Genomic DNA, 24,477 nt, shown 5'->3' on the forward strand with positions numbered 1-24,477 from the left:
AGTCTTTGGGGGTCATGTTGACTAAGGTTTTCATATCCTACGCATGGGAAAGCGAAGAACACCTCGAATGGGTAAAGGCGCTGGCCAACCGCCTTCTGTCGGACGGGATCGATGCAGTCCTGGACCAATATGATCTCGAACTGGGTGACAGGTTGCCTCAGTTCATGGAGCAGTCGGTCAGATCATCGGACTATGTTCTTATTGTCTGCACCCCAGCATATAAGCAGAAGGCCGATGCGAGAATCGGTGGGGTTGGATACGAGGGCCATATCATCAGCGGAGAACTGTTCTCTGGGCATAATGAGAGGAAGTTTATCCCGGTAATAAAGGAAGGGGGCGTCGAGGAATGTCTCCCGACCTTCCTCAAGGGGAAATTGGCGGTCGACTTGGGCGATGGAGTCGAGTCTCGTGGCTATAACGATTTGCTTGCGACCCTTTATGGGGTCAAGAAGAAGCCGTCGGTTGCGCCCAAGCGCCGCATCGCTCAGACATCTTCGAAAAAACGCGAAGAAGAGGGCGAGGGCTCTGAGCCCATCAGAATTGTCGGTATTGTGGTCGATGAGGTGGGAGAACCGAGGAACGATGGAACGAGGGGGAGTGCCCTGTACGAAGTGCCATTCCGATTGTCGAGACGCCCCAGCTCTCTGTGGCGCGAGCTCTTCTTGAAGTCCTGGGACTTGCCGCCAAGATTTACCACCATGCATAGGCCCCATATCGCATCGGTCGTCGGCGACGAAATAATCCTTAATGGGACCACCGTCGAAGAAGTTAGGGACTATCACCGTGACACCCTCGTCTTGTGCGTGGAAGAAGCTAACAAACTTGAGGCCGAATATCTTGAGAGGGAACGGAAACGCCAAGCTCGCGAAGAGGCTGCTCGGTCAGCCTATCGAAAGAACGTCGAGGACGTTGCGGGGACGATAGACTTCTAGACCGGCTTCCATCGTAGGACCGCCATAACAATTGGCCTCGCGGCTGATGGGTCCCGCTTATGGGCGGGGCCCGCGACGCATGGCGCCGCTCTCGCTGCGGCTCCCTGGCAACGCTCCCCGGGGCCGCGTTTCGTCCGCCTCCGCTCACACCGGCCCCGTTCGCCGAGCGGCTTCGCTCGATGGCTTCCAGTAGTCGCCATCGCTCCTCCGTGGTCGCCGGGCGGGGGCCTCTCGCGCCGGGTCGCCGAGCGCCGTCGTGCGACGCCCCCTGTCGATCGCGTCTTCTCGGCGTCGGCTCAACCGGCGCTCTCCGAGTGCTCGGTCAGTCCCCTGCAGGCCATGTCGCGCTCGCCGGATTCGGGCCGTCGACACCCGCGTCACCGATTTCCCCGCGGGGGAGTTTTCGAATCCGCCTGGGGGCACCAGAGCAATATCGAGCCCGGTACCACTGCGGTACCGGGCTCTTCTGGTTTAAAGGCATACCGTAGTTTTCACTGCTTCGGATAAAGAAAGCGCCCGCTTGCTGGGGGAGCAAGCGGGCGCCTGTGAGCGAATATGTTTGTGGCATCAGCTGCTGTGGGCAATGTCTCGATGACTAGTTGGTCGTGCCGGAATCGTCGCCTGAATCGGTGCCAGAGCCAGAAATCGAAACCGTCAGCGTGATCGTGCTGTCGGTGGACTGCTTGCCAGTGGGGGAGACGCCCGTCACGGTGGCGTTTTCGTTACCACTCACGGGGTTGCCGTTCTGATCGCAGAATGCGATGTTGTAGAATCCGGCGTTGTTGAGCGCGGTGACGGCGGAGGAGATACTCTTGCCGTACAGGTTGCCCGGAACGTTTGCCTTGCCGGACTTCTTGGCGATGACGACGGTAATCGTGGCGCCGGGCTTTTGCTTACCGCTGGGGTTCCAGCTAATGACGGTGCCCTCGGTGACGGAATCGTTCTCCTGGTAGGTCACATCGACGCCGAAGCCGGCCATATCGAGGGCGTTGCGTGCCTGAGCCTCGGTCATGTCGGTCAGATCGGGAACGGAGGTGGTGTCGGGTCCACTCGAGACTTTGTACGAAATGGTCGTGCCCTTCTCGACTTCCTTGCCCGCATCGGTGCCCTGTTCAAAGACTTCGCCCTTTTCGGCCTCGTTGGCTTCCTCGGTGGCATTGCCCTTAAGGCCGACGCTTGCCAGCGCCGCCTCTGCCTGGTCCTTGGTCAGACCAACGAGCTGCGGGACATCAACCTTCTCGGAGGGCTTGGGACCCTTGGAGATTACCAGATTCACCTTGGTGCCCTTGGGCTTCTTGGTGTGACCGTTAGGAGTCTGCTCGACAACCTTTCCCTCGTCGACGTCGTCGTTGTAGCTCTGGTCAATGGTTCCGACGTCAAGGCCGGCATCCTTAATCAGTTCGACGGCGGTCTCCTGGTCCTTACCCAACACATCGGGAACCGGGACCTGCTCGCCGCCAAAGAGTCCGGTGGCAAAGGCCACGATGACGCCGATTACGGCTACCGCAGCAACTACGGCGGCGATGATCTTGTTCTTGTTGGATTTGGGCTGCTCGGTGGCGTAAGAGCCGGTTGAACCCGAGACGGAGCTGCGAGCGTTATTTTGTCCGCTCACGCCCGAGACGGGGCGTACCATGGCGCGCGTCTGGTCGGATAGCTCTCGGGTCTTGGTGGCACCCAGGTCGCCAACGGCGCCGATAACGCGCGTAGGCTCCGGCACGTTGACGGCGCGACCAGACAGGTAGCTGTTGAGCACCTGACGCAGCTCGTCGGCCGTCTGGAAACGGTTAGCCGGATCTTTTTCCATGCACTTGAGGATAATGCGCTCAAGATCGGCATCGACACCGGAGTTGATCTGGCTCGGCGGCACGGGCAGCTCGTTGACCTGCTTGAGTGCGACCGAGATGGCATCGTCGCCGTCGAAAGGCACGCGGCCGGTGGCGCACTCGTACATCACGACGCCCAGCGAGTAAATGTCCGAGGTGGGGCCTAGATCCTGCCCGCGGGTCTGCTCGGGGCTTACGTAGTGGGCGGTGCCCAAAACGTTGTTGTCCTGCGTAAGGTGGCTGTTCTTGGCGCGCGCGATGCCAAAGTCCATGACCTTGATGTTGCCGTCGGGCAGCACCATGATGTTCTGCGGCTTAATATCGCGGTGGATGATCTCGTGCTTGTGGGCGACCGAAAGTGCGGAGCTGATCTGCGAGCCGATCTGAGCGACCTTTTTGGGATCAAGGGCGCCGTGGCTCTTGATGCCGCTCTTAAGGTCGGTGCCGCGCAGGTATTCCATGACGATGTAATAGGTGTCGCCGTCCTTGCCCCAATCGTAGACGCCGACGATATAGGGGGAGGAGAGGCCGGCGGCTGCCTGGGCCTCCTGCTTAAAGCGTGCAGCAAAGGTGGCGTCGCCGGCATATTGCGGCAGCATGATTTTGATAGCTACCGTGCGGTCGAGGACCTGGTCCTGTGCACGGTAGACGGTCGCCATGCCGCCTGTCCCTACCTTATCCTTGAGGAGGTATCTTCCCCCGAGGACCCTCTGTTCCATTCCTGCTCCTAACATGACTATTCGCTCAACGATGTGTGTAGTACCAAATTTGAGGCCGCTGGGGCCGTGTGGCGCATTGCCGCTAGTGTTATCGGCCGCGGCACGCCCCATGCTTGCGCATCAATCACGGGCATCACGCTCCCTGGGCGGCAAGCGCCGCGGTCAGGACGATGCCGGCGATCTTTGCCGCCTCGACGTCGTGCTTGTCGTAATCCTCCAAGGCTACCGAGATGGCGACCGTGGGTGAATCGTAAGGCGCAAAACCGACGAACATCGAGTTGACCTTGGTGCCGACGATCTCGGCAGAGCCGGTCTTGCCGGCAACCTTGACGCCCGGAATCTGGGCATCGGTGCCGGTGCCGGATTGAACGACGTCGAGCATGGCCTGTTTGACCTGTTCGGCCGTGGTGGCGCTGACGGCCTGGCCCAGTGAGCGGGACTGCGTGGTCTTGACCACGGTTCCGTCTGGGGCGAGCACCTGGGCAACGAAGAACGGGTCCATGACGACGCCGCTGTTGGCGATGGCCGCCGCGATAACGGCGTTCTGCATGACGGTGGTCTGCGGACCCGGCGTGTGGTCCATGCCGACGGGCTGGCCGGCGCCGGCCCAGGCGAGCTCCCATTCCGTCATCACCGACGGGTCGGGCATGATGGAGGGCGTGGTGGAGAAGTCTTGGCCGAGCGACTGGCCAAACCCAAAGGCGTTCGCCTGGTTGACGAGCGTCTCGGCGCCGAGGTCGCGGGCCAGCTGGCCGTAGGCGACGTTGGACGACACGGCAAACGCGCGGCGGAGCGAGATGGTGCCGTAGCCGATGTCGTCGGCATTGGTGACGGCAGCGCCGCCGATCTCCATCTCGGCCGGAGCGCTATAGGTGGTGTCGAGCGTCGCTGCACCGGACTCGAGCGCCGCCGAAAGCGTGACGACCTTAAACGTGGAGCCCGGAGTATAGAGGGCGTCCATGGCGCGGTCGTACATAGAACCGTCCTCACCGCCACCCGATTGCAGCAGGGCGTCGATGTTGGTGTTGTCGTAGGTGGGCGAGCTGGCACATGCGAGCACCGCGCCAGTGCGCGGGTCCATGACCACAACGGCGCCCTTAAAGCCCTTGAGAGCCTGTTCGGCAGCCGTCTGGATGCGGGAGTCGATGGTGAGTTTGGCGGTGTTGCCCGGCTGGTTTTGGCCCGCGAGCGACGCGATGGCGTTGTTCCAGCTGGAGTAATCCTTGGAACCGGTGAGCGTGTCGTTCATCACGCTCTCGATACCGGCGGTGCCGTACTGCTGGCTCACATAGCCAACCACATGGGCGGCCAGGTTGCCGTTAGGGTAGGAGCGTACGTAGGTGCCGTCCTCCTGTTGCAGCGATTCGGCCAGCGTCACGCCGTCGGACGTGATGATGGAGCCGCGCTGGATGTACTTGGAACGGGCGATGGTGTGATTGTTGGTCGGCATATCCTGGTAATCCTTGGCCTTGATGACCTGGACATAGGTGAGGTTGCCGATGAGGATGGCGAACAGGGCCGTAAAGGCAAATACCGCGCGGGTTAGGCGGTTAGCGAGCGCCACGCGGCCGAGCACGCCAGATTCGGGCGTATCGAGCAGGCGACGACGCATGCGCGAGCCGGTGGAGTGGCTGCCACGGCCGTAGGAAGACGAAGAAGCGAAGCGCGTGCCGGCATGCGCCGCGGCAGAAGCGACCTGGTCGTCAGTGATGGCGGCCATGGTGCCGGTGCCGGTGAGCTCGGCCTCGCGACCGGTGGCCTCATCGCCGGCGCGCAGCAAAAGCGCGACAATGATAAAGCTCGCCAGCAGCGAGGAGCCGCCCTGGCTCATAAAGGGCAGGGTGACGCCGGTCAGCGGAATCAGGCGGGTAACGCCGCCAACGATCAAGAAGGCCTGGAAGCTAATGGCGGCCGTGAGGCCCGTGGCGCTAAATGCGGCAAGGTCAGACTTAGCGCGGGCGGCCGTGGTCAGGCCTCGCACGGCAAAGAGCATAAACAGGACGAGTACGGCGCCGCCGCCCAAAAGGCCCATTTCCTCGCCGATGGCCGAGAAAATGAAGTCGGACTCGACGACGGGGATGTTATTGGCCATGCCATTACCGATGCCAACGCCGATAAGACCGCCGTCAGCCAACGAGAAAAGGGATTGCACAATCTGGTAGCCCTGGCCCTGGGCATCCTTAAAGGGGTCGGCCCAGATCTGGAAACGTACCTGGACATGCGACAGGAACTTGTAGGCGCCCACGGCACCCACTGCCAAAAGCGCAAGGCCGATGACGACATACGAGAAACGTCCCGTGGCGACGTAGAGCATCAGCAAGAAGATGGTGTAGAACAGCACGGCGGAGCCCAAGTCGCGCTCGAAGACAACGACCAGAAGGCATACACCCCACACAGCGAACAGCGGTAGCAGCAGGCGCAGGCGCGGGACCTTGAGGCCCAAGATCTTGCGATTGGAGATGGAGAGTAGCTCGCGGTTCTCGGCTAGGTATCCGGCCAAGAACAATACGATAAAAATCTTGGCGAACTCGCCGGGCTGGATGGTGAAGCCGGCGATGCGAATCCACAGCTTGGAGCCCGAGATGGTGGTGCCGATAAAGATGGGCAGCATCAGCAAGATGATGCCGATGATGCCAAAGGTGTACTTGTAGCGCATGACCACATCGAGATTCTTGATCATCGCGAGCGTGCCCACCATCAGTGCCACCGAGACAAACAGAATGACGAGCTGCGAGATGGCGAGGGCGGGTGCCAGACGCGTTACGAACGTGATGCCGATACCCGAAAGCACAAAGACGATGGGCAGGATGGCCGGATCGGCACCGGGCGCCAGGATGCGCACGGCGATATGCGCCGCGGCGAAGGCGGCAAAAAGACCGATCGGCACGGCGAGCGTTTCAAACGAGATGGAAGCGCCTGCGGTGAGCACGTACATCGCATACAGCAGGATGACGGGGAACGCCGAGGCGATGAGCAAGAGCATTTCGGTGTTGCGGCGACTCATAAGCGGCACTCCCTTTCTAATTCTTATCGGAGGCTTCGGCCTCGGCGGACTGTTCGGCGGTTTTTTCGGAATTCGATTTGGAAGTCGATTCCTGGTCGGTGTTGTCGCGAATCGTTTGCGCGTCGATCACCTGGCGGGTCTGTTCCTCATCGATCTGATGACGGTACTTGGAGATAGTGTCCTGCGCGTCGTCGACACTCGTTTGCGGAATGCCTGCTTTCAGACGATTCTGCGTGTCTTCGGGTAGGTCGGATAGCTTGATGGCGGTCGTGCTCTCGAGCCAGTGCAGCTTAAGGCCGAGCGGCTTGCCGGGAATGCCCCGGTAGACCGCGACGGTGTCCTTGTAGGTGCCCAGGTAATACGAGCCGGTGACGCCCGCGTAGGCCCAGATGGTTGCCGCCAGCACAAAAGCGATGCCCAGGATGGCGGCAATGGTGACGTTGCGGCGGCGAACACGCTTTGCCTCGCGCATGACGCCGTCGTCGACCAGGTCCACAACGACTACCGTCACGTTGTCGTGGCCGCCGGCAGCGAGCGCGGCGTCCACCAGGTTGTCGACGCAAATCTGCGCCGTAGACGATTGCGTGGCGATGTTTTCGATTTCGCTATCGGGAATCATGCTCGAAAGGCCGTCCGAGCACAGGATCAGGCGGTCGCCCTCTTCGATGTGCAGGGTAAAGTGGTCGGCATACATGGCGGGGTCCGAACCCAGCGCACGCGTGATAACCGAGCGGTTGGGATGGACGCGCGCCTCGTCGGCCGTAATTTCGCCAGCGTCCACGAGCTCCTCCACATAGGAGTGGTCGCGGGTCACGCGGATGAGCGTGCCCTCGTGGAGCAGGTAGGCGCGCGAGTCGCCCACGTGGGCGATGGCGAGCATGTCGTTTTCGATATAGGCGCAGGTTGCCGTGCAGCCCATACCGGGCTTGCCCAGGCCGTTGAGTGCGGCCTCGATGACGGCGGCGTTGGCAGCTTCGACGGCTGCGGCTAGGCGCGCGGCGTCGGCAGCCTGTGGCGCCGTCTTGGCGATGGTCTCGACCGCGATGGAGGAGGCTACCTCGCCGGCGGCGTGACCACCCATGCCGTCGCACACGCAAAAGAGCGGCGACTGTACCAGGTAGGAGTCCTCGTTGTGCGGACGCACGCAGCCAACATCGGAGCGGGCGCCCCACATGAGTTGCGTGGTGGTGCCGGCATCGTAGGTCGAATCGGTCTCGATGCGCTCGTCGGCCAGCGGCTCAAAACTCATGGTCGAACCAGGGTCCTTAAGCTTGGCCTCCACGGCGGCGACATCAATCTCGGCCGTGTCGCCGGGCGAGACGGCGTTGGCCTCGTTGCTCGGGTCGTCGACTTTAGACGTGGCGGGCACTTCGGTTGTGTGGTCGGCAGGCTCTTCGTCTTGCGGGGCGACGGCTGCGGGCTCGGGTGCCGCGAAGTGTGCGGGCGCGGGCGTGCTGTGGGGCTGAGAGGCGTCCTCCATCGCTGCGACGGGCATCTCTTCGGCCGTAGGCTGCACGGCCTCGGGCGCCGATGCGGCCGCGGGGGAGGATGCCGCCGCGGGTGCCGGTGTAGATGCGGGCTCGGGCGCTGCGGAGGGTGCTGGAACTACGGGAAACACCGGTGCCGTGGGCTCGGGGGCCAAAAACACCGCGGCGCTCTCATCGATTGCCGCGGCGACAGACTCGGCAAAGTGGGCCGGCGCAGGTGTAGCTTCCGGTGCCGAAGGTTGATCGGCAACGGCGTGCGCGCCGATGGGGGCATCGGTGGAATTATCTTCATCCTGGCCATCGATGGGCATCGGATGGTCTTGCGTTACATGCGAAAGAGGCAGGGAGAACACGGTGTCCTCGGGCTCCACGGGCGCAGGGCCCGCCGGGGCGGCATGAGCCGGCACGGCCGCGGGGGCAGCCAGCGCCTCGGACATGGTTGCGGACTTGTTCTCCTCGTCGATCATCGACGGTTCACCTTCATGACCACGTCGCCAATCTGGACTTCGTCGCCCTCGCGCAGCGTTGCGGGCTCCACCAGCTGGCGGCCGTTAACAAGGGTGCCGTTGAGCGAGTTGAGGTCCTCGATAATAAGTGCCGGGCCCTGCAGCGAAAAACGCGCATGCGAGGCAGAGACAAACGGCTCGTTGATGCAGATGTCAGATGACGGCGAACGACCGACGATGACGGGGCCAAGCATATCCACGTGAATACCGCGAATGCCGCGCGGGCCCTTGTCCACATCGATTGTCCAGATGGCAGAGTCGCGGCGCTGGCCGCGCACGAGCCCCACGCCGGTCTTCATGACGGCGAACAAGAAGATATAAAGCAAGACGACCAGTACGATGCGGCCTGCAAAAAGGACGATATCGATGTTCATAAGCGATTAACCCCTAAATTCAAAGGTGCTCAGGCCAAACGTTAGCAGATCGCCGTTGCGCAGCGGGCAGCGCGTGATGCGGCGGTTGTTGACGAGCGTGCCGTTGGTGGAGTTGAGGTCCTCGATCGACCAGTCAGAGCCGGTAAAGGTGAGCTGGGCATGACGGCGCGACACGTTGGGGTCGCGCAGGGCGATGTCGGATACCGAGCGCTCACGACCGATGGTCACCTGCGCGGAGGTGATGTTGTGGCTCTCGCCGCTCACGACGTCGACGAGTTGGGCGAGCGGACGCTGCGGGGCGCGGGGGCTTGCCATGTTGGAGGCGATGCTGGTCGCAGCGCCAAGGCCCACGGCGGCGCCAGTGGCAGCCGCTCCGCCCATACCGGCAAGTGCGTCGCGCGAGACGGTTTGCGGCACAGGGATGGGGGCTGCGGGATCGGGGACATTGGGTGCAAAGGGGTCGGCCACAGCGAGCGGGTCGGGAGTGGCAGCGCGGGGTGTCGGCTGCTGCTGGGGCATGGCGGCCGGGTGTTGCTGCGGCGATGCAAACTGCTGCTGACCGGCGCGGGGGGCGCTTGCGGCACGGCTTGTGGCCGAGCTGTTCTGTCCCAGGCCATTTTGATAGGCGCGCTCTTCCTCGTACAGACGGCCGAGCGTGGGAGCGTCGACGTTCTCGGCAAAGACCGAGAACTTGCCGGCGCGCAGCTGAGGGTCGATCATAAAGCGAACAAGGGGCTCGCCGACAAAGACGTAGCGGCGTTTTTCGGCCTGCGCCTTCACAAACTCGCGCACCTCGCGCGAAAGCTCGGGATAGAACGGGGCAAGCATGGGATCGTCATCGGTGGCGATCAGGATGGTATAGAGCGCCGGCGCGGTGTTGACGCCGTTGATCACCAGAGTTTGATCCTCCATGTCGCGAGCAGCCTGCTTGGCAAGCTTCTTAAAGGAGAACGGGGCACGGGTGGCACCGAAGATGCCGGCCACGTGGTCCTCGAAGATGTTCAGGAAGTTCACGAAAGATCACTCTCCGTATAGGTTCTTTGGTATCCGAGCAAATACAGGCATATCCCAACGATTATAGAGGATAGGATTCCCGCAACCGCCGCCTTGGCGACGACCGTGCCCGCAAGGCTGGCAATTTCCATATGGTGTGCAAGACAAAACGATACGGCCGAGCCGATACCGGCGACGGCAATTGCGACGATGGCGGCGAGGTTTGACCCCTGCTCGGCGTGCTTGGCATGGGCATTGAGCAGCAGCGACGTTGCCGCGGCTGCTGCTGCGATCAGTGCGAAGGCGGCCCAGAGGAACGCGTCGCCCAGCGCTGCGGCGACATTGCCAAGCCCCAGCACGCCTCCCGTAGGGAGGGCAGCTGCGGCCAGGCGGGCAAAAAGCGCGCCTATACCCGTGGCGGCAGCGGCGCTTGCCGGGCCGAGCCAAAACGCCGCGAAGCCCGCGGCGGCCCCGGCGGCAAGGATGGCGTCGCCGGTTAGACAACCTAGCGCAAGCGCGCAGGTGAGTGCCGCGCTCGCGGCCGCTTCGGTGCGTCCCCAGGCAATCCACCATCCGGACATGGCGGCGGCAAAAATGACCGCGACCGGCAGCATCGACAGGATGCCCTGCGCCTGCATGGTGGCGTTGGCCATGAGCACCAAAAAGCCCACGGCCGAGATAGCCGAGCCGATCTGCGGTGCCAAGCCTGCCGCCGCGCCAATAGCGATGGCCGCGGCGACCAGCCCGGGAAGCGCCGCGACGCCCGCTGTCTGCATAAGCAAAAAGCTGAAGGTTGCACACGTTAGTGCCGAGATACCGCGCATGGTGTAATCGCGCGCGCAGCTCCAGCGCGTGCCCGCCCAACCAAGCGCGGGGTCGACCTCGATGGCGTTATCCTCGTAAGGCAGCGACTCCATATCGTCTGCTGCGTGCTCGTCGTCCGAAAGCTCGCTTACCATCTGCTCCAAGCTGCGACGGCCTTCGCGCACGCTCCCCAAGCCGGCAAGGAGTTGGTCGCAGAATGCCTCGATGCTATCGGGGCGGTCTTGCGGCATAGGGGAGAGGGCGCTCATGAGCGCTGCCTCGGCCCCCGGGGGAAAGTGCGGGATCAGCTCGCTGGGGTAGGTGGCGCCGCCGATGATGCGGTCGAGCGAGTCGGCAGGCGTTGCCGCCATAAAGGGGGCGCTGCCGCACAGGCCCTCGTAGATCACGCAGGCAAGGGCAAAGACATCGGCGCGCTCGTCGACCGTGCCGGTCTCGATATCGAGCTGTTCGGGCGGCATGTAGCCGATGGTGCCGCCGCGCGATCCGCCAAAGCCGCCGGCAGATGACAGCCGCGCCATGCCAAAGTCGGTGAGCTTTACATTGCCCGAGTGGTCAATGAGCACATTGGCGGGCTTTATGTCCAGATGAAGCACGCCGTTTGCATGGGCAAAGGTGAGCGCCTGACCCAACGCGTCGGCAATGGTCGCTGCCTCGTCAAAGGTGAGCGAGTGGCCGTCCACGCGATGCAAAAACTCGGCCAGCGACATGCCGTCGACATACTCCATGACCAGGTAGGCATAGGCGGTGTCATGCGTAAAGTCGATAACCTGCACGATATTGGGATGTTGAAGCATGGCGGCGGTATGTGCCTCGCGCAGTACATCCATGATGTCGCTGGCGGGCATGCCGGAGCCGTTGATAAGAGGGATGCGCTTAATGGCCACGCGACGGCGCAGGTGCGTGTCGCGGCAAATCTCGATGGAGCCAAAACCGCCGGTCGCAAGCGTCTCGAGCGGCTGGTACCGCTTGAGCAGCTCGCGAGAGCTGGTGCCCTCCAAAGGGACGTCCGGCGAGAACCGGGCGGTATGTTGCGAGAAAAGCGGCATGGCCAACCCTCGTGCGTTTAAAGTTCGTTTGCGAGCGGCGGGCGCGGAGCCGAGCCATTCGCGGTGGCATAGATGCTGCTAGTGTAGCACGCTCTGGTGCATGGGGAGGATAGCGGGATGCGAGGCTGCCTGTCTGACTTGGCCTTAGCGCTTCTTCTTGCCCTTCTTCTGCTTGCACTGCTTGCCCTTGTTGTCCTGGGGCTTGTTTGCCTTGTCTCCCTGCTTGGCCTCGGCTGCAGCCTTCTCGGCCTTCATTTTCTTCTTCTTGGTCTCGATGCGGAGCTTTTTGTTGATGCGCGCCTTAAGGAAGGAGCCAAACTGCTCGGCATCGCCGCGAACAAAGGTGTCCTTGGGGATCGTCACGCCCTGGTCTGCGAACATGGCAACAAAGATGCGCTCGCCGTCGAGTACGTGGTCGAGCTTCTCAAACGGGAAGAACTGCGACTTGCCGCTCTTGCCCCAAACCATCAAGCCGTCCTCGTTGGCGGCGACGCGGCGATAGCGGCCACCCATGGACTTGTCGGCCTCGACGGCGTCGATAAAGTCGCGGGCGAGCGTGTGGTGCAGGTTTTTGCTCCACCAGGCCAAAAAGGCGCCGAACACGATCAGGACGACGCCAAACTTGATCCAGTTGCCGCCGGCCACCAACATGCCGATGCCGAGCAGCGCGGCAATTGCCGCGGCGACATACAGCGAGCCGCGACGCCTGGGCGAGGCGACCAAGCGGGCGAAGTCGGTGACGAGGTCGTTTTCGTACTGATACTCGTTGAGGTACAGGATGCCGTCGTCGGCTGCTGCCTGTTTCTCGAGCGCGACCTCGACCTGGTCGGCTACTTCGGAGGGAACGAGGTTGCTCTCTGCGTCTGCCATGCTCTTTGGACTCCTATCGCGGCGGGCTCGCCGTACGGGTTATTATGAGTGCAGTATGCCGTGCGACCGCATGGCCGTCGCGGCAACAAAACTCAGTATACCCGGGGGAGCACCCATGGAATCGTTGTACCGAAAGTATCGCCCGCTCACCTTCGACTCCGTGGTGGGCCAGCAGCATATCGTCTCGACGCTCGAGCACGCCATCACCGAGGGACGCCTGTCCCACGCGTACCTGTTCTGCGGACCGCGCGGCACGGGCAAGACCACCATGGCGCGCATTCTGGCCAAGGCGCTGCTATGCCGCAATGCCGAGGCGGCGCGCGCCGAGGGCGCAAGCGGCTGCATGCCCGACGGCACTTGCGAAGAGTGCGAGCTCATCGCCGAGGGCAACCACCCCGATGTCTACGAGCTCGATGCCGCAAGCCGTACGGGCGTGGACAATGTGCGCGAGGAGATCATCAACTCCGTTAACTTTGCCCCGGTGCGTGGCAAGTACAAGATCTATATCATCGACGAGGTCCATATGCTCACGACGGCGGCGTTTAACGCGCTGCTCAAGACGCTCGAGGAGCCGCCGGCGCACGTGATCTTTGTGTTGTGCACCACCGATCCGCAAAAGATTCTGGAGACCATCCTCTCGCGCTGCCAGCGCTTCGATTTCCACCGCATCGGCAACGAGGATATCGAGCATCGCCTGTCCTACGTGTGCGAGCAGGAGGGCTTCGATTACGACGACGAGGCGCTGGCCATCGTGGCGCGCCATGCCAAGGGCGGCATGCGCGACGCGCTTTCCACGCTGGAGCAGCTGAGCGTTTTTGGCAACGGCGCCGTGCATGCGGACGATGCCCGCTCGCTTTTGGGCGAGGTTTCGGACCAGATCCTGGGCGAGTTTGCCCGCGCCATCGCCGAGCGTGATATTGCTGAACTCTATGGGCTCATTCGCGCACAGGTCGAGGAGGGCAATGACTTGCTTGAGCTGACGCGCGACCTGGTGGCGCACGTGCGCGACGTGTATGTGGCCTGCGTTGCCGGTACCCGTGCCGAGCTGTTTGAGGGCGGGGCCGAGCAGGCCGAGGCGCTTGCTGCCGAGGCCGCTGCCTTTGGCGGGCATCCGGCCGACCGTCTGGCCCGCGTGCTGACAGTGCTCGACGATGCCGCGTTGGAGATGAGGGGTGCGAGCGACGTGCGCCTGGTGCTCGAGATCGCCTGCACGCGCCTGGCACGTCCCGAGGCCGATCTGACCATTGAGGCCCTGGCCGAGCGCGTGGCACGCTTGGAGGCCATGGTCGCCAACGCCGCGGTGCCGGCGAGCGTGGCTGCTGCTGGTGCTGCGCCTGCGGCTGTCGCGGCTGCACCTGTGGCGACACAACAACCGACGCTGATCTCGGGTGCCCGAGCTGCTGCCCCTGTGGCATCCACCGCTCCCACTGCTACGCCCGCGCGCCAGGGCGGCATGCCTTGGGATCGCGGCGCCGCCGCTCCGGCGACGCAGCCTGCGTCCGTGTCAGCTTCCAAGCCTGCGGCGCCTGCGCCTCGGCCTGCCCCGGCTCCGATGCCCCAGCCCACCGCCGCTTCGGCTCCCGTACCTGCCGCTGCGCCGGCGCCTAAGCCCCAGCCCAACACTGCCGCTCAGGTTGCTGCCGCCGGCGCCGCCGAGACCCCTGCGGTCGAGGATGCCGGCGAGCTCCAGCGCAAATGGGTCGAGGTCGTCGAGCGCGTCAAGGCCCAACAACCTTCTTATGCGGCACTCCTGTTGAACGCTCGCGCTACGGCAGACGATGGTTCTAAGCTCACGGTCTCGTTCCCTACGGCATTTGCTATCAAGATGCTCGGGCGTGCTGATACACAGGCGGTGTTTTTGCCGACAGTCAGTGCGGTCTTCGGTCGTCGCACCGTCGACTATGTCCTGGATGGGGGTGTCAGGCCGGCTCCTCAACATGAGGAGCATTCTCCATCTGTACGGGCTGCGGCATCTGCGGACCCGCAACCCGTGTCCTCGGCGGCCCCTGCATCCTCGAGCGCCAGCGCGACGCAGCCAAAAGCGGCACCGGTAGCGGCACCGATCCCGTCGGTGACTGAACCCGCCGTGCCCAAACCGGCTGCTCCGATCCCCGCGTCCAAGCCCGCTGCCGCGCCTGCACCCAAGTCATCCGACCTGGCCAAGGCCCCCTGGCTGCGCTCCGACAACCCTGCCGGTGCTCCTGCCACGGGCAAGCTCCCGACCGAGCCCGCGCCCCGAGCGCCCGAGTGCGCGTCTGCTCCCAAGATTCAGCCGTCTGTGCAGGCTGCGCCATGGGAATCCGAGCAGGTACCCTACGACGACGCCATGGTCGGCGGCTTCGCCGGCGATGCGAGCGGAGAAGATCTTCCTCCGTTCGACGTGCCTGCCGCGGCGCCTGCGCCCAGCCCTGCCGCTTCGGCCGCAGCTCCCGCGGCTGCGACGTCCGCTCCTGCAAGTGACGACGCCCTCGCTGCCCCTTGGGAGTCCAGCCCCGGTGCTGGCAGTCCTTTCGGTCACCAGGGCGCAGCCCCGGGCATCCCGCAGACCGAGGACGAGGCCAAAGCCCTCATACGTAGTGTCTTTGGCCAGTCCACCATCTTCAAGCCGGTGGAGTAACTATGCGGGCGGGTATATACGCCGAGTTGTGCGACCTTGCATAATTCGACCTTGCATAGTCTTGGGCGGCGCGTCACGCTAGAGGACATGTACATCGACTGAGTTAGCGCGACCGCCCCGCTCGTATGCCCCGCGCCGTGGTACGATTTTTGAGTTTGAAAGTCCCGCCGTGCCCGGCTGCCCTTGCAGCTTGTCGCGCGACCACACGTAAAGGAGCCATCATGGCCGGTATGAACATGCAGCAGATGATGAAGCAGGCCCGCAAGATGCAGGAGCAGCTTGCCGCCGCGCAGGAGAACCTCAAGTCCCAGACCGTCGACGCTTCTGCCGGCGGCGGCATGGTCAAGGTGACCGTTAACGGCGAGATGGAGCTCGTCAACCTCACCATCGACCCCGATGCGCTCGATCCCGAGGACGTCGATATGCTGCAGGACATGATTATGGCTGCCGTCAACGAGGCCGTCCGCGGCGTCAACGAGCTCGCCAACAAGCAGATGGGCGCCATCGCCGGCGGCCTCAACATCCCGGGCATGCCGTTCTAAGACGCGCACATATATGAGTGCCAACCATAGTCTGCAAAAACTGCTCGATGAGCTGGGCCGTCTGCCGGGCATTGGCCCCAAATCGGCCCAGCGCATCGCCTACTACCTGCTCGAGGCCGACGCCGAGGAGGCGCGCCGCCTGGCCGAGGCCATTCTAGAGGTTAAGCAGGAAGTGCATTTTTGCAGCCGCTGCTTTAATTACGCCACCGCTGACGAGTGCTCCATCTGCCAAGACTCGATGCGCGACACCACCCGCATCTGCGTGGTGGGTGAGCCGCGCGATGTCCAGGCGATTGAGCGCACGGGCAGCTACCACGGCCTCTACCACGTGCTGGGCGGCGTGATCAGCCCCATGGACAAGATCGGCCCCGAGCAGCTGCACATCCGCGAGTTGCTGGCGCGCTTGGGCCACGAGGACATCCACGAGGTCATTATCGCCACCAACCCCAACATTGAGGGCGAGACCACGGCGAGCTACCTTGCCCGCACCATCAAGCCTCTGGGCGTCGAGGTGTCGCGTCTGGCGAGCGGCCTGCCCGTGGGAGGCGACCTGGAGTATGCTGACGAGCTTACGCTCGGCCGTGCTATCGAGGCCCGTCGTGCGATCTAGGCGGCGTCAGCTCCGCGGCATGTCCCGTCGGCCTGCCGCACGGGGCGCTCATAATTGGGCACGCGTTCATGCATTTGTTGTACAACAAACCTGCTTTTCATCCGCTTATCGCGTGGATGGGTCCACTCGCACCTCGTATTTGCCCATTCGTTGCACAACCTTTTGGGTTCGCTGATACACTCAAATGTGGATATGAAAGAATGCGCCGCTTTTAAGCGGCGTGTTTTTGTTGGAGGAGAACGCATGCGGCCCGCTAGCACTCAGACAAAGCATGGCGCCGCGGTGCGCATTCGACGCCGGCTGGGCCTGGCGCCTCGGGCGTACGTGCTGCTGTCTTGCTCGCTCGTGCTGGTCATAGCCGGTGTTTCGGCTTATGGCATGACGGTGCCGTCCATGGTACAGGCGCATGCTGAGCGCGAGCTGCATATTGGGCGCAAGGCCAAAAGCGACTTGGGAACGACAACCGGATATGCGTGGGCGAGCGTGGTCTCGCATGTTGTGTTCGGTGGCGACGATGCGGACAGTCCAGAAACATCGGACAACGAGGTTACGCTGGCAAACGGCAAGACCATCGTGCTCACCAACACCAAGGTCATTACGAAGCTTTCCAACAACAGTGTGGCTTCTGTCGTCAATAAGGCCGAGCAGCAGAAGGGGCAGGACGCCCAACAGGCAGGCCAGCCCGGCGGTTCGGGTTCGTCTGGCTCCAGCTCCGATTCGTCGGGCGGCGGTTCCGGTTCGGGCTCCGCCTCTGGCGGTGGATCTTCGAGTGATGGCTCGACGGACGGCGGTGCCGGCGGCGACACGGGCTCGGGTGGTCTCTCGGCTGCCGAGGAGGAGAGTATTCACAGCTGGCTCGTGACCAAATACAACATGCTCGATGGCTATGTCGCCCGCGCCAACAGCGTGGTTTCGACCTATAACGCTACGGGCGATACCGGACCGTGCGATAGCCTGACCAACGATATGTTTGTCATCCGTGCCGAGTTTGGCCGGCAAACGTTTTCTCCCAAGTCAAAGTGGTATCAGCAATACGCCAACCTATGGGGTTGCTACACCAATCTGTGCCAATGGGTGGGGCATTATGGCGATGACGACGTCGCGCTCAACAACTTCAATACCAAAGTGGCGGCGATCGCCCTATGACGAATAGCCTTGCTTCTGTGGCAACCCAGTCGCTCAGCCGTGACCCTATGGTGGGCCTGCGCCTGGCGCGCGTTGGAGGGTTTGAGCCCGCCATTGCGCTGGGCCCGGACGAGCTTCCCGCCTACCTGCGCCGTTTTACGATGCTGTTTGCCGATGACGCCACCATGCGCCGCGGCGGTATCGGCCGTGTGACGCGTGCCGTCAACGCGCAGGGCGAGGCCGTGGCACTCAAGCAGCTCATCTTGCCAACGCGCGACGAATTTGATGACGATGTCGCCCACGAGGCGCTGGTCACCAAGTTCAAGGCGGCGTTTCGCGAGGAATACGAATGCCATCGCGCCCTTTCGGGCCTTAGAGGCTTTCCCCGCCTGTATGGATGGGGCGAGGTTGACGGCGTGCCCGCGATTGTCATGGAGTGGGTCGAGGGCGAGACGCTCGCTCGCCTGCGCTCGCGCCTTGCCGTGGACGAGGCCGGGCGTCTGTCGCCGCTCGTGGCGGCGCGCCTGGGTCGCGACCTGTTCGATCTGCTCTGCCGCATGAGCTTGGTAGGCGAGGGGTTCGTCCATCGCGATATCTCGCCCGCTAATATTATGGTGCGCACGGCGCGCCTGCCGCTCGACCGACAGCTTGCCGAAGGCACCTTCGACCTGTGCTTGATCGACTTTGGCTCTTCGCTGGCGCTCGAGCCCGCCTCTGCGGTGGCCGGCACCGGCGGCAAGGCGTCGTTTACCGAGCGCTATGCCACGTTGCGCCGCGCGACGGTGGCCTACGCCCCGCCCGAGATGCTCACCGACGATATCCCCGACCTGCGCATGCTTCGCATGTCGCCGGCAATCGATGTGTATGCAGCGGCGAGTACGGTCTACGAGCTCATCGCCGGTGTCGCGCCGTACGAAGTGGCGCCGGGTGCGTCGGGTACTTCGGGCTCGCGCAAAAAGACGTGCGATATCGCCAGCCCTTATCGCCTCAAGATGGATACGCTGCCCGATTATCCCGTTGGCGCCCACGCGCCCGGCTGCGACTTGACGCAACTGCTGCGACGCGAGCCCGATGTGGCACTTGCCGCGGCCGAACAGGCTCAGCAGCTCGGACTCGATCCAAATTCCGAGGATCTGCGCGATGCGCTGGCGTTTGTCGATGCCCAGTTGTTCGACGTGGTCATGGCCTGCCTGTCCTGCCATCAGGAAGATCGTCCCGAGCCGGCTGCGGTGGAGGCGGCGCTCTCGGCATTTTGCGACCACTATGCGCAAAATGTCGCCCGCTCGCTTCGCGCCGAGCCGCTCATGCCGTGCCCGATGGAGGTATCGGGGCACACGGCCCGGCGTGCGGCGATGGTTGGTGCGACGGCGGTATGCGGCGTGCTTTGGGCTGTGGTCGTGGTATCAGCTGCGCTGTTGGCGTCGGGCGCCCATGTGACGCTCGTCGTAGGACCGCTTATGTGGTCCGGGAAGCTGCCGGCCATTATCGCCGCACTGGCGTTGGCACCGCCGAGCATGGTGGGCATCGCTGCCGGCGCCATGGCACACGATCGTCGCACGGGGTTCCTGCAAGGCGTACTGGCGCTTTCTGCCTGCGAGGTTCCGGTGCTGATCGCGGTTGCATGCACCGTGTTTTCCCAACGCGCCGTAGCGAGCGGCTTCGTTGCCGCCTTAATTGCAACCTATGCGCTCACGTGGTTTTTGCTGGCGATGGGGTTTGCCTTTGAGCTTCCCGTCGTGTCAGCGCGACGTGCGAAAATTTCCATGGCGACGCCGCTTGCCGGCGGAGCCGCGGCTGCTCGCGCCTTTGGCGGGCCGGCCGAAGTATCCGACACTATCTCTGCGACCAAGGAGGGCTAAGCCATGGCTTCTCAAGCTGAGCTCACCCCGTGCGGGGCAATGTTTGACATCTTTAAGCGCGCAGCGCACCTGAGCCATATCGAACTGTGCGGCCTGGTGCTCTCGAGCCGCCCGCTCGTCGACGGCCGTAGTCCGCAGAGCCGTGCTGCCGATCGCTCTTGGGTTTCGCGCTTTATCGTGCGCGCGCCGGTCGGCACGCTGCAGGAACGTTATTTTGCCGATTACGGCACCTCGGCCGCGCGCATTATGTCGCAGCTGGCCCTGCGCCGCCGCAATCCCATGGACGCCGCGGCCGTGACCAACATGGTGTGCGGCCCCGCTGGCGAGCCCATGGTGCGGGCACTCGAGGAATGCCATCAGGACACGAATCTCTATCGCAATGCGCTCGAGCGCCTGTCGCAGGCGGCTGAGCTCATGCCCGCCGAGCGCGCCGAGGCCATCCTGGTGCTGTTTGTCGCCGTGGGCTGCTCGGCAGATGTCCGCTCGTCGGTGACCTATGCCCTCGACTACGCTCATGCGACCTGTGGCGGCGCCACGTCGACGCCGCGCTCGCTGAGCACCTCGACGGTCACGGGCGAGCACGAGGCGGCGCCTGCGCACCCGTTGGGACTGCTGCGCGTGCAAAACGGCTACGTGGTGAGCGCCCCGCGCTGGATTCAGCCGAGTGAGGAGGGCGTCGAGATCGGCGCGCTGGCGACGGGGGAGGGCGATATCACCGATGTGGGCGATGACGTTTCGGCTCGCCATGCCCACGTGTGGTGCGATGACCAAAATGTCTGGTACGTCGAGGACCTGTCGTCCACCAACGGAACTGTGGTGGTAAACGGCGCGACGAACGTCTGCACCCAGGTCGAGCCCGGCCGCTCCGCTCAGCTGAACCCCGGTGACGAGCTCAGGCTCGGAGAATCCACAACCTACGCCATCCTCCTCGGCGCCCTCTGACTCATCTCCCAAATAAGTTGCGGTGAAATAGGGACTGTTTAAGGCTACGGCCGGCAAAAACAGTCCCTATTTCACCGCAACTGCCATTTGGTCCCTCGGTGACGGAAGGATTATTTTTGCCCTTGATGGTCGCTCGGGGTAAACCTTTACCGCCCGCCTATATTTGTCGAAATTACACTTGACGGCGGGGTACAATAAACCCGCATGCGGATTTCCGTTGCGGGCGCTTCCCATCACCGGGGCGTGCCCGGGAGCATCCGGCATGCGGCCTTTGCGGCGCTCGATCATGTGCAAGACGGGTAGCTGGGCCTGTGGGGCGCGTGCAGCCCTCCTCGCCTCGGCATGCCTTCTCTCCACGCCATGTACCTGCTGCTGAGTCCGCCTGTCAGATGACTGGAAGCAACAGCGAAAATCCCATCACGCCAACATCCCGGTAATCGCCGGGGCCTGTATACCTATATGAGAGGAGAGGGGTATATGGCGCGTAAGTTTAAGTCTATGGACGGCAACGAGGCGGCCGCATATGTTTCGTATGCGTACACCGAGGTAGCGGGAATTTATCCCATTACGCCGTCCAGCCCGATGGCCGACCATGTCGACCAGTGGGCGGCCCAGGGTCGCAAGAACATCTTTGGCACCCCGGTCAAGGTCGTCGAGATGGAGTCCGAGGCGGGTGCAGCCGGTACCGTTCACGGTTCGCTGGGTGCCGGTGCTCTGACCACCACCTACACGGCTTCTCAGGGCCTGCTCCTGATGATCCCGAACATGTACAAGATCGCGGGCGAGCAGCTCCCGGGCGTCTTCCACGTCTCCGCGCGTTGCGTCGCTTCCCACGCCCTGAACATCTTTGGCGATCACTCCGACGTCATGGCCTGCCGCCAGACCGGTTTCGCCATGCTCGCCGAGGGCAACGTCCAGGAGGTCATGGACCTCTCGCCGGTGGCTCACCTTGCCGCCATCGAGGGTAAGACCCCGTTCCTCAACTTCTTCGACGGCTTCCGCACCAGCCACGAGATCCAGAAGGTCGCCATGTGGGACTACAAGGATCTTGCCGAGATGTGCGACATGGACGCCGTCCAGGCTTTCCGCGACCACGCGCTCAACCCTGAGCACCCGCACACCCGCGGCAGCCATGAGAACGGCGACATCTTCTTCCAGAACCGCGAGGCCTGCAACAAGGTCTACGACGAGCTCCCTGCCGTCGTCGAGGGCTACATGAAGAAGATCAACGAGAAGCTCGGCACCGATTACGGCCTGTTCAACTACTACGGCGCTCCCGATGCCGATCGCGTCGTCGTGTGCATGGGCTCCTTCTGCGACGTGCTCGAGGAAGTCATCGACTACCTCAACGCTCACGGTGAGAAGGTCGGCCTGGTCAAGGTTCGCCTGTTCCGTCCGTTCTCCATCAAGCACTTCGTGGACGTTCTCCCCGAGACCGTCCAGAAGATCGCCGTCATGGACCGCACCAAGGAGCCGGGTTCCATCGGCGAGCCGCTCTACCAGGACGTCGTCTCCGCTCTCTACGAGGCCGGCAAGACGGGTATCAAGGTCGTCGGCGGCCGTTACGGCCTGGGCAGCAAGGACACGCCTCCCGCGTCCGCGTTTGCCGTCTTCGAGGAGCTCAAGAAGGACGAGCCCAAGCGCGAGTTCACCATCGGCATTGTCGATGACGTGACCAACCTGAGCCTGCCCGAGGCCGAGGATGCGCCCAACACCGCAGCTCCCGGAACCATCGAGTGCAAGTTCTGGGGTCTGGGTGGCGACGGTACCGTCGGCGCCAACAAGAACTCGATCAAGATCATCGGCGACCACACCGACAAGTACGTCCAGGCCTACTTCCAGTACGACTCCAAGAAGACCGGCGGCGTCACCGTCTCGCATCTGCGCTTTGGTGATTCCCCGATCCGCTCGCCGTACTACGTGACCAAGGCCGACTTTGTCGCTTGCCACAACCCCAGCTACATCGTCAAGGGCTTCAAGATGGTCCGCGACGTCAAGCCGGGCGGCACCTTCCTGGTCAACTGCCAGTGGAGCGATGAGGAGTTCGCCGAGCACATGCCCGCCGTGGCCAAGCGCTACATCGCGAACAACAACGTCAACGTCTACCTGATCGACGCTATCGACCTGGCCGCCAAGGTTGGCATGGGCAAGCGCACCAACACGGTACTCCAGTCCGCCTTCTTCGCGCTGGCCAAGGTCCTGCCCGCCGAGGACGCCCTGCAGTACATGAAGGACGCGGCTACCAAGTCCTACATGAAGAAGGGCCAGGCCATCGTCGACGCCAACCACAAGGCCATCGATGCCGGCGCTACCGCCTTCCGTAAGTTCGAGGTTCCGGCCGACTGGGCTACCGCCGAGGACGCCGCTCCTGTCGAGCTTTCCGAGGAGACCAAGTCCGCTATCGCCCAGCAGGTCAAGAACCTGCTCGAGCCCATCGATCGCATGGATGGCGACAGCCTGCCCGTTTCTGCCTTTGTCGATTGTGCCGACGGTCAGTTTGAGCTGGGCGCCTCCGCATACGAGAAGCGCGGCGTCGCCGTGGTCGTTCCTCACTGGGACGAGACCAAGTGCATCCAGTGCAACCAGTGCGCCTATGTGTGCCCGCATGCCACCATCCGTCCGTTCGCGATGACCGAGGACGAGGCTGCCGCCGCGCCCGAGGCTACCCGTACGCTCGACGCCATGGGTCCCAAGGCCAAGGGCATGAAGTTCACCATGGCCGTGTCCCCGCTCGACTGCATGGGCTGCACCAACTGCGTCAAGGTCTGCCCCAAGGGCGCCCTCGAGATGGCTCCCACCGAGCAGGAGATGGATCAGCAGCCCGTTTGGGACTACATGGTCAAGAACGTCTCCGAGAAGAAGGAGCTCATCGCGGCCAACGTCAAGGGCAGCCAGTTTAAGCAGCCCTACCTGGAGTTCTCCGGCTCCTGCGCCGGCTGCGCCGAGACCGCTTATGCACGTCTGGTGACCCAGGTCGCCGGCGACCGCATGTTCATCTCCAACGCCACCGGCTGCTCCTCCATTTGGGGCAACCCCGCTGCCACCGCTCCTTACTGCAAGGACAAGGACGGTCACGGCCCGGCGTGGAACAACTCCCTGTTCGAGGACAATGCTGAGCACGGTCTGGGCATGGCCATCGGTTACGAGGCCGTCCAGAATAAGCTGATCGCCGCCACCCAGGAGCTCATCGCCGCTGACGGTCCGTCCGACGAGCTCAAGGCCGCCGGTCAGGCTTGGATCGACTCCGTCAACGACGTCGAGGCCTCCAAGACTGCTGCTGCCGCCTACGTTGCCGAGCTCGAGAAGTGCGGCTGCGACGCTTCCAAGGCGATCCTCGCCGACAAGGCTTACCTCACCAAGAAGTCCTTCTGGATCTTCGGTGGCGACGGTTGGGCCTACGACATCGGCTTCGGTGGTCTGGACCACGTCCTGGCTTCTGGCCACAACGTCAACGTCTTCGTCTTCGACACCGAGGTCTACTCCAACACCGGCGGTCAGGCCTCCAAGGCTTCGAACCTGGGCCAGGTTGCTCAGTTCGCCGCTGCCGGCAAGGTGACCAAGAAGAAGTCTCTGGCCGAGATCGCTATGAGCTATGGTTACGTCTACGTGGCGCAGGTCGCCATGGGCGCCAACCCGGCTCAGACTCTCAAGGCCATCCACGAGGCCGAGGCCTACGACGGCCCGTCCCTCATCATCGGCTACAGCCCCTGCGAGATGCACTCCATCAAGAAGGGCGGCATGCAGAACTGCCAGGCCGAGATGAAGAAGGCTGTCGAGTGCGGTTACTGGAACCTCTTCCGCTTCAACCCCGAGGCTGCTGCCGGCAAGAAGTTCTCGCTCGATTCCAAGGAGCCCGCGGGCGGCTATCAGGAGTTCCTGATGAACGAGGCCCGTTACGCTTCGCTGACGCGCTCCTTCCCCGAGCGCGCCGAGGAGCTCTTCAAGGAGAACGAGCAGGCCGCTATGGACCGCTACGCTCACCTGCTGAAGCTTAAGACGGTGTACAACGAGGCCTAGGTCTCCCACCGCAGGATCTGAGGGCTAACCTTCGCGGACGTCCTCGGACATGAAAGAACCCCTGCTGCGCACTGAACTGCCTCCCATTTCTTGGACATGAGAAATGGGAGGCTTTTTATGCGTGTCGACTTGAGGGTGAAGCACGACATCGAGGCCAGGAAGGCGGCGATCGGGCTCTTCGAG

At 63.1% G+C, this 24,477-nt stretch carries 15 protein-coding genes; 8 read left to right on the forward strand and 7 right to left on the reverse strand.

The window, feature by feature from the left end; translation table 11 throughout:
* Nucleotides 1-14: 14 nt before the first annotated feature.
* The gene (locus ACTQ1S_RS01845) at nt 15-932 is read left to right on the forward strand and encodes a toll/interleukin-1 receptor domain-containing protein (protein ID WP_441067381.1); all 918 of its coding nucleotides are present in this window, start codon (nt 15-17) and stop codon (nt 930-932) included.
* Nucleotides 933-1,527: 595 nt separating this feature from the next.
* Here the strand turns inward: ACTQ1S_RS01845 and pknB are convergent.
* From pknB to ACTQ1S_RS01880, 7 genes are all read right to left on the reverse strand, one after another.
* A complete protein-coding gene (gene pknB, locus ACTQ1S_RS01850) occupies nt 1,528-3,477 on the reverse strand; it encodes a Stk1 family PASTA domain-containing Ser/Thr kinase (RefSeq protein ID WP_427795137.1) in 1,950 nt (649 codons plus the stop codon).
* Nucleotides 3,478-3,610: 133 nt separating this feature from the next.
* Nucleotides 3,611-6,481 carry an FtsW/RodA/SpoVE family cell cycle protein gene (locus ACTQ1S_RS01855; RefSeq protein WP_441041749.1) on the reverse strand — a complete coding sequence of 957 codons (2,871 nt, stop codon included), beginning with the start codon at nt 6,479-6,481 and terminating at the stop codon, nt 3,611-3,613.
* A gap of 16 nt (nt 6,482-6,497) precedes the next feature.
* Nucleotides 6,498-8,435 (reverse strand): Stp1/IreP family PP2C-type Ser/Thr phosphatase, encoded by a 1,938-nt coding sequence (locus tag ACTQ1S_RS01860; RefSeq protein ID WP_441546934.1) that lies wholly within the window; start codon nt 8,433-8,435, stop codon nt 6,498-6,500.
* Nucleotides 8,432-8,848 (reverse strand): FHA domain-containing protein, encoded by a 417-nt coding sequence (locus ACTQ1S_RS01865; protein ID WP_055250779.1) that lies wholly within the window; start codon nt 8,846-8,848, stop codon nt 8,432-8,434. Before ACTQ1S_RS01865 ends, ACTQ1S_RS01860 begins: the two co-directional genes overlap by 4 nt.
* Before the next feature lie 6 nt (nt 8,849-8,854).
* Nucleotides 8,855-9,862 (reverse strand): FhaA domain-containing protein, encoded by a 1,008-nt coding sequence (locus ACTQ1S_RS01870; RefSeq protein WP_427719325.1) that lies wholly within the window; start codon nt 9,860-9,862, stop codon nt 8,855-8,857.
* Nucleotides 9,859-11,712, reverse strand: coding sequence for a serine/threonine-protein kinase (locus tag ACTQ1S_RS01875; RefSeq protein ID WP_441546935.1), 1,854 nt, complete (start codon nt 11,710-11,712; stop codon nt 9,859-9,861). The genes ACTQ1S_RS01870 and ACTQ1S_RS01875 overlap by 4 nt, the downstream gene beginning before the upstream one ends.
* A 144-nt stretch (nt 11,713-11,856) precedes the next feature.
* Entirely contained in the window at nt 11,857-12,582 is a 726-nt protein-coding gene (locus tag ACTQ1S_RS01880; protein WP_441546936.1) for a hypothetical protein, read from the reverse strand.
* A gap of 115 nt (nt 12,583-12,697) precedes the next feature.
* Between ACTQ1S_RS01880 and dnaX the strand changes: the two genes are divergently transcribed.
* From dnaX to nifJ, 7 genes are all read left to right on the forward strand, one after another.
* Nucleotides 12,698-15,199: a DNA polymerase III subunit gamma/tau gene (dnaX, locus tag ACTQ1S_RS01885; RefSeq protein WP_441545569.1), complete on the forward strand. Its 2,502-nt coding sequence runs from the start codon at nt 12,698-12,700 to the stop codon at nt 15,197-15,199.
* Between the two features lie 221 nt (nt 15,200-15,420).
* Nucleotides 15,421-15,741, forward strand: coding sequence for a YbaB/EbfC family nucleoid-associated protein (locus ACTQ1S_RS01890; RefSeq protein ID WP_427719331.1), 321 nt, complete (start codon nt 15,421-15,423; stop codon nt 15,739-15,741).
* Nucleotides 15,742-15,754: 13 nt separating this feature from the next.
* Entirely contained in the window at nt 15,755-16,351 is a 597-nt protein-coding gene (recR, locus tag ACTQ1S_RS01895) for a recombination mediator RecR (protein ID WP_099432550.1), read from the forward strand.
* 243 nt (nt 16,352-16,594) lie between these two features.
* The gene (locus tag ACTQ1S_RS01900) at nt 16,595-17,497 is read left to right on the forward strand and encodes a hypothetical protein (RefSeq protein WP_441083519.1); all 903 of its coding nucleotides are present in this window, start codon (nt 16,595-16,597) and stop codon (nt 17,495-17,497) included.
* A complete protein-coding gene (locus tag ACTQ1S_RS01905; RefSeq protein WP_441537350.1) occupies nt 17,494-19,335 on the forward strand; it encodes a serine/threonine protein kinase in 1,842 nt (613 codons plus the stop codon). Before ACTQ1S_RS01900 ends, ACTQ1S_RS01905 begins: the two co-directional genes overlap by 4 nt.
* Before the next feature lie 3 nt (nt 19,336-19,338).
* On the forward strand, nt 19,339-20,277 hold the full coding sequence (locus ACTQ1S_RS01910) for an FHA domain-containing protein (RefSeq protein ID WP_441057700.1): 939 nt from the start codon (nt 19,339-19,341) through the stop codon (nt 20,275-20,277).
* Nucleotides 20,278-20,754: 477 nt separating this feature from the next.
* Complete coding sequence (nifJ, locus tag ACTQ1S_RS01915; protein WP_441546937.1) at nt 20,755-24,294, forward strand: pyruvate:ferredoxin (flavodoxin) oxidoreductase; 3,540 nt, start codon at nt 20,755-20,757, stop codon at nt 24,292-24,294.
* Nucleotides 24,295-24,477: the final 183 nt, after the last annotated feature.

The organism is Collinsella sp. LCP21S3_D3, assembly GCF_052118305.1.
Classification (GTDB): domain Bacteria; phylum Actinomycetota; class Coriobacteriia; order Coriobacteriales; family Coriobacteriaceae; genus Collinsella.

Bases quoted from the DNA above. Each gene is read 5' to 3' on its own strand.
- ACTQ1S_RS01845 (WP_441067381.1), top strand. From the start codon at position 15: ATGTTGACTAAGGTTTTCATATCCTACGCATGGGAAAGCGAAGAACAC.
- pknB (WP_427795137.1), bottom strand. From the start codon at position 3,477: ATGGAACAGAGGGTCCTCGGGGGAAGATACCTCCTCAAGGATAAGGTA.
- ACTQ1S_RS01855 (WP_441041749.1), bottom strand. From the start codon at position 6,481: ATGAGTCGCCGCAACACCGAAATGCTCTTGCTCATCGCCTCGGCGTTC.
- ACTQ1S_RS01860 (WP_441546934.1), bottom strand. From the start codon at position 8,435: ATGATCGACGAGGAGAACAAGTCCGCAACCATGTCCGAGGCGCTGGCT.
- ACTQ1S_RS01865 (WP_055250779.1), bottom strand. From the start codon at position 8,848: ATGAACATCGATATCGTCCTTTTTGCAGGCCGCATCGTACTGGTCGTC.
- ACTQ1S_RS01875 (WP_441546935.1), bottom strand. From the start codon at position 11,712: ATGCCGCTTTTCTCGCAACATACCGCCCGGTTCTCGCCGGACGTCCCT.
- ACTQ1S_RS01880 (WP_441546936.1), bottom strand. From the start codon at position 12,582: ATGGCAGACGCAGAGAGCAACCTCGTTCCCTCCGAAGTAGCCGACCAG.
- dnaX (WP_441545569.1), top strand. From the start codon at position 12,698: ATGGAATCGTTGTACCGAAAGTATCGCCCGCTCACCTTCGACTCCGTG.
- ACTQ1S_RS01890 (WP_427719331.1), top strand. From the start codon at position 15,421: ATGGCCGGTATGAACATGCAGCAGATGATGAAGCAGGCCCGCAAGATG.
- recR (WP_099432550.1), top strand. From the start codon at position 15,755: ATGAGTGCCAACCATAGTCTGCAAAAACTGCTCGATGAGCTGGGCCGT.
- ACTQ1S_RS01900 (WP_441083519.1), top strand. From the start codon at position 16,595: ATGCGGCCCGCTAGCACTCAGACAAAGCATGGCGCCGCGGTGCGCATT.
- ACTQ1S_RS01905 (WP_441537350.1), top strand. From the start codon at position 17,494: ATGACGAATAGCCTTGCTTCTGTGGCAACCCAGTCGCTCAGCCGTGAC.
- ACTQ1S_RS01910 (WP_441057700.1), top strand. From the start codon at position 19,339: ATGGCTTCTCAAGCTGAGCTCACCCCGTGCGGGGCAATGTTTGACATC.
- nifJ (WP_441546937.1), top strand. From the start codon at position 20,755: ATGGCGCGTAAGTTTAAGTCTATGGACGGCAACGAGGCGGCCGCATAT.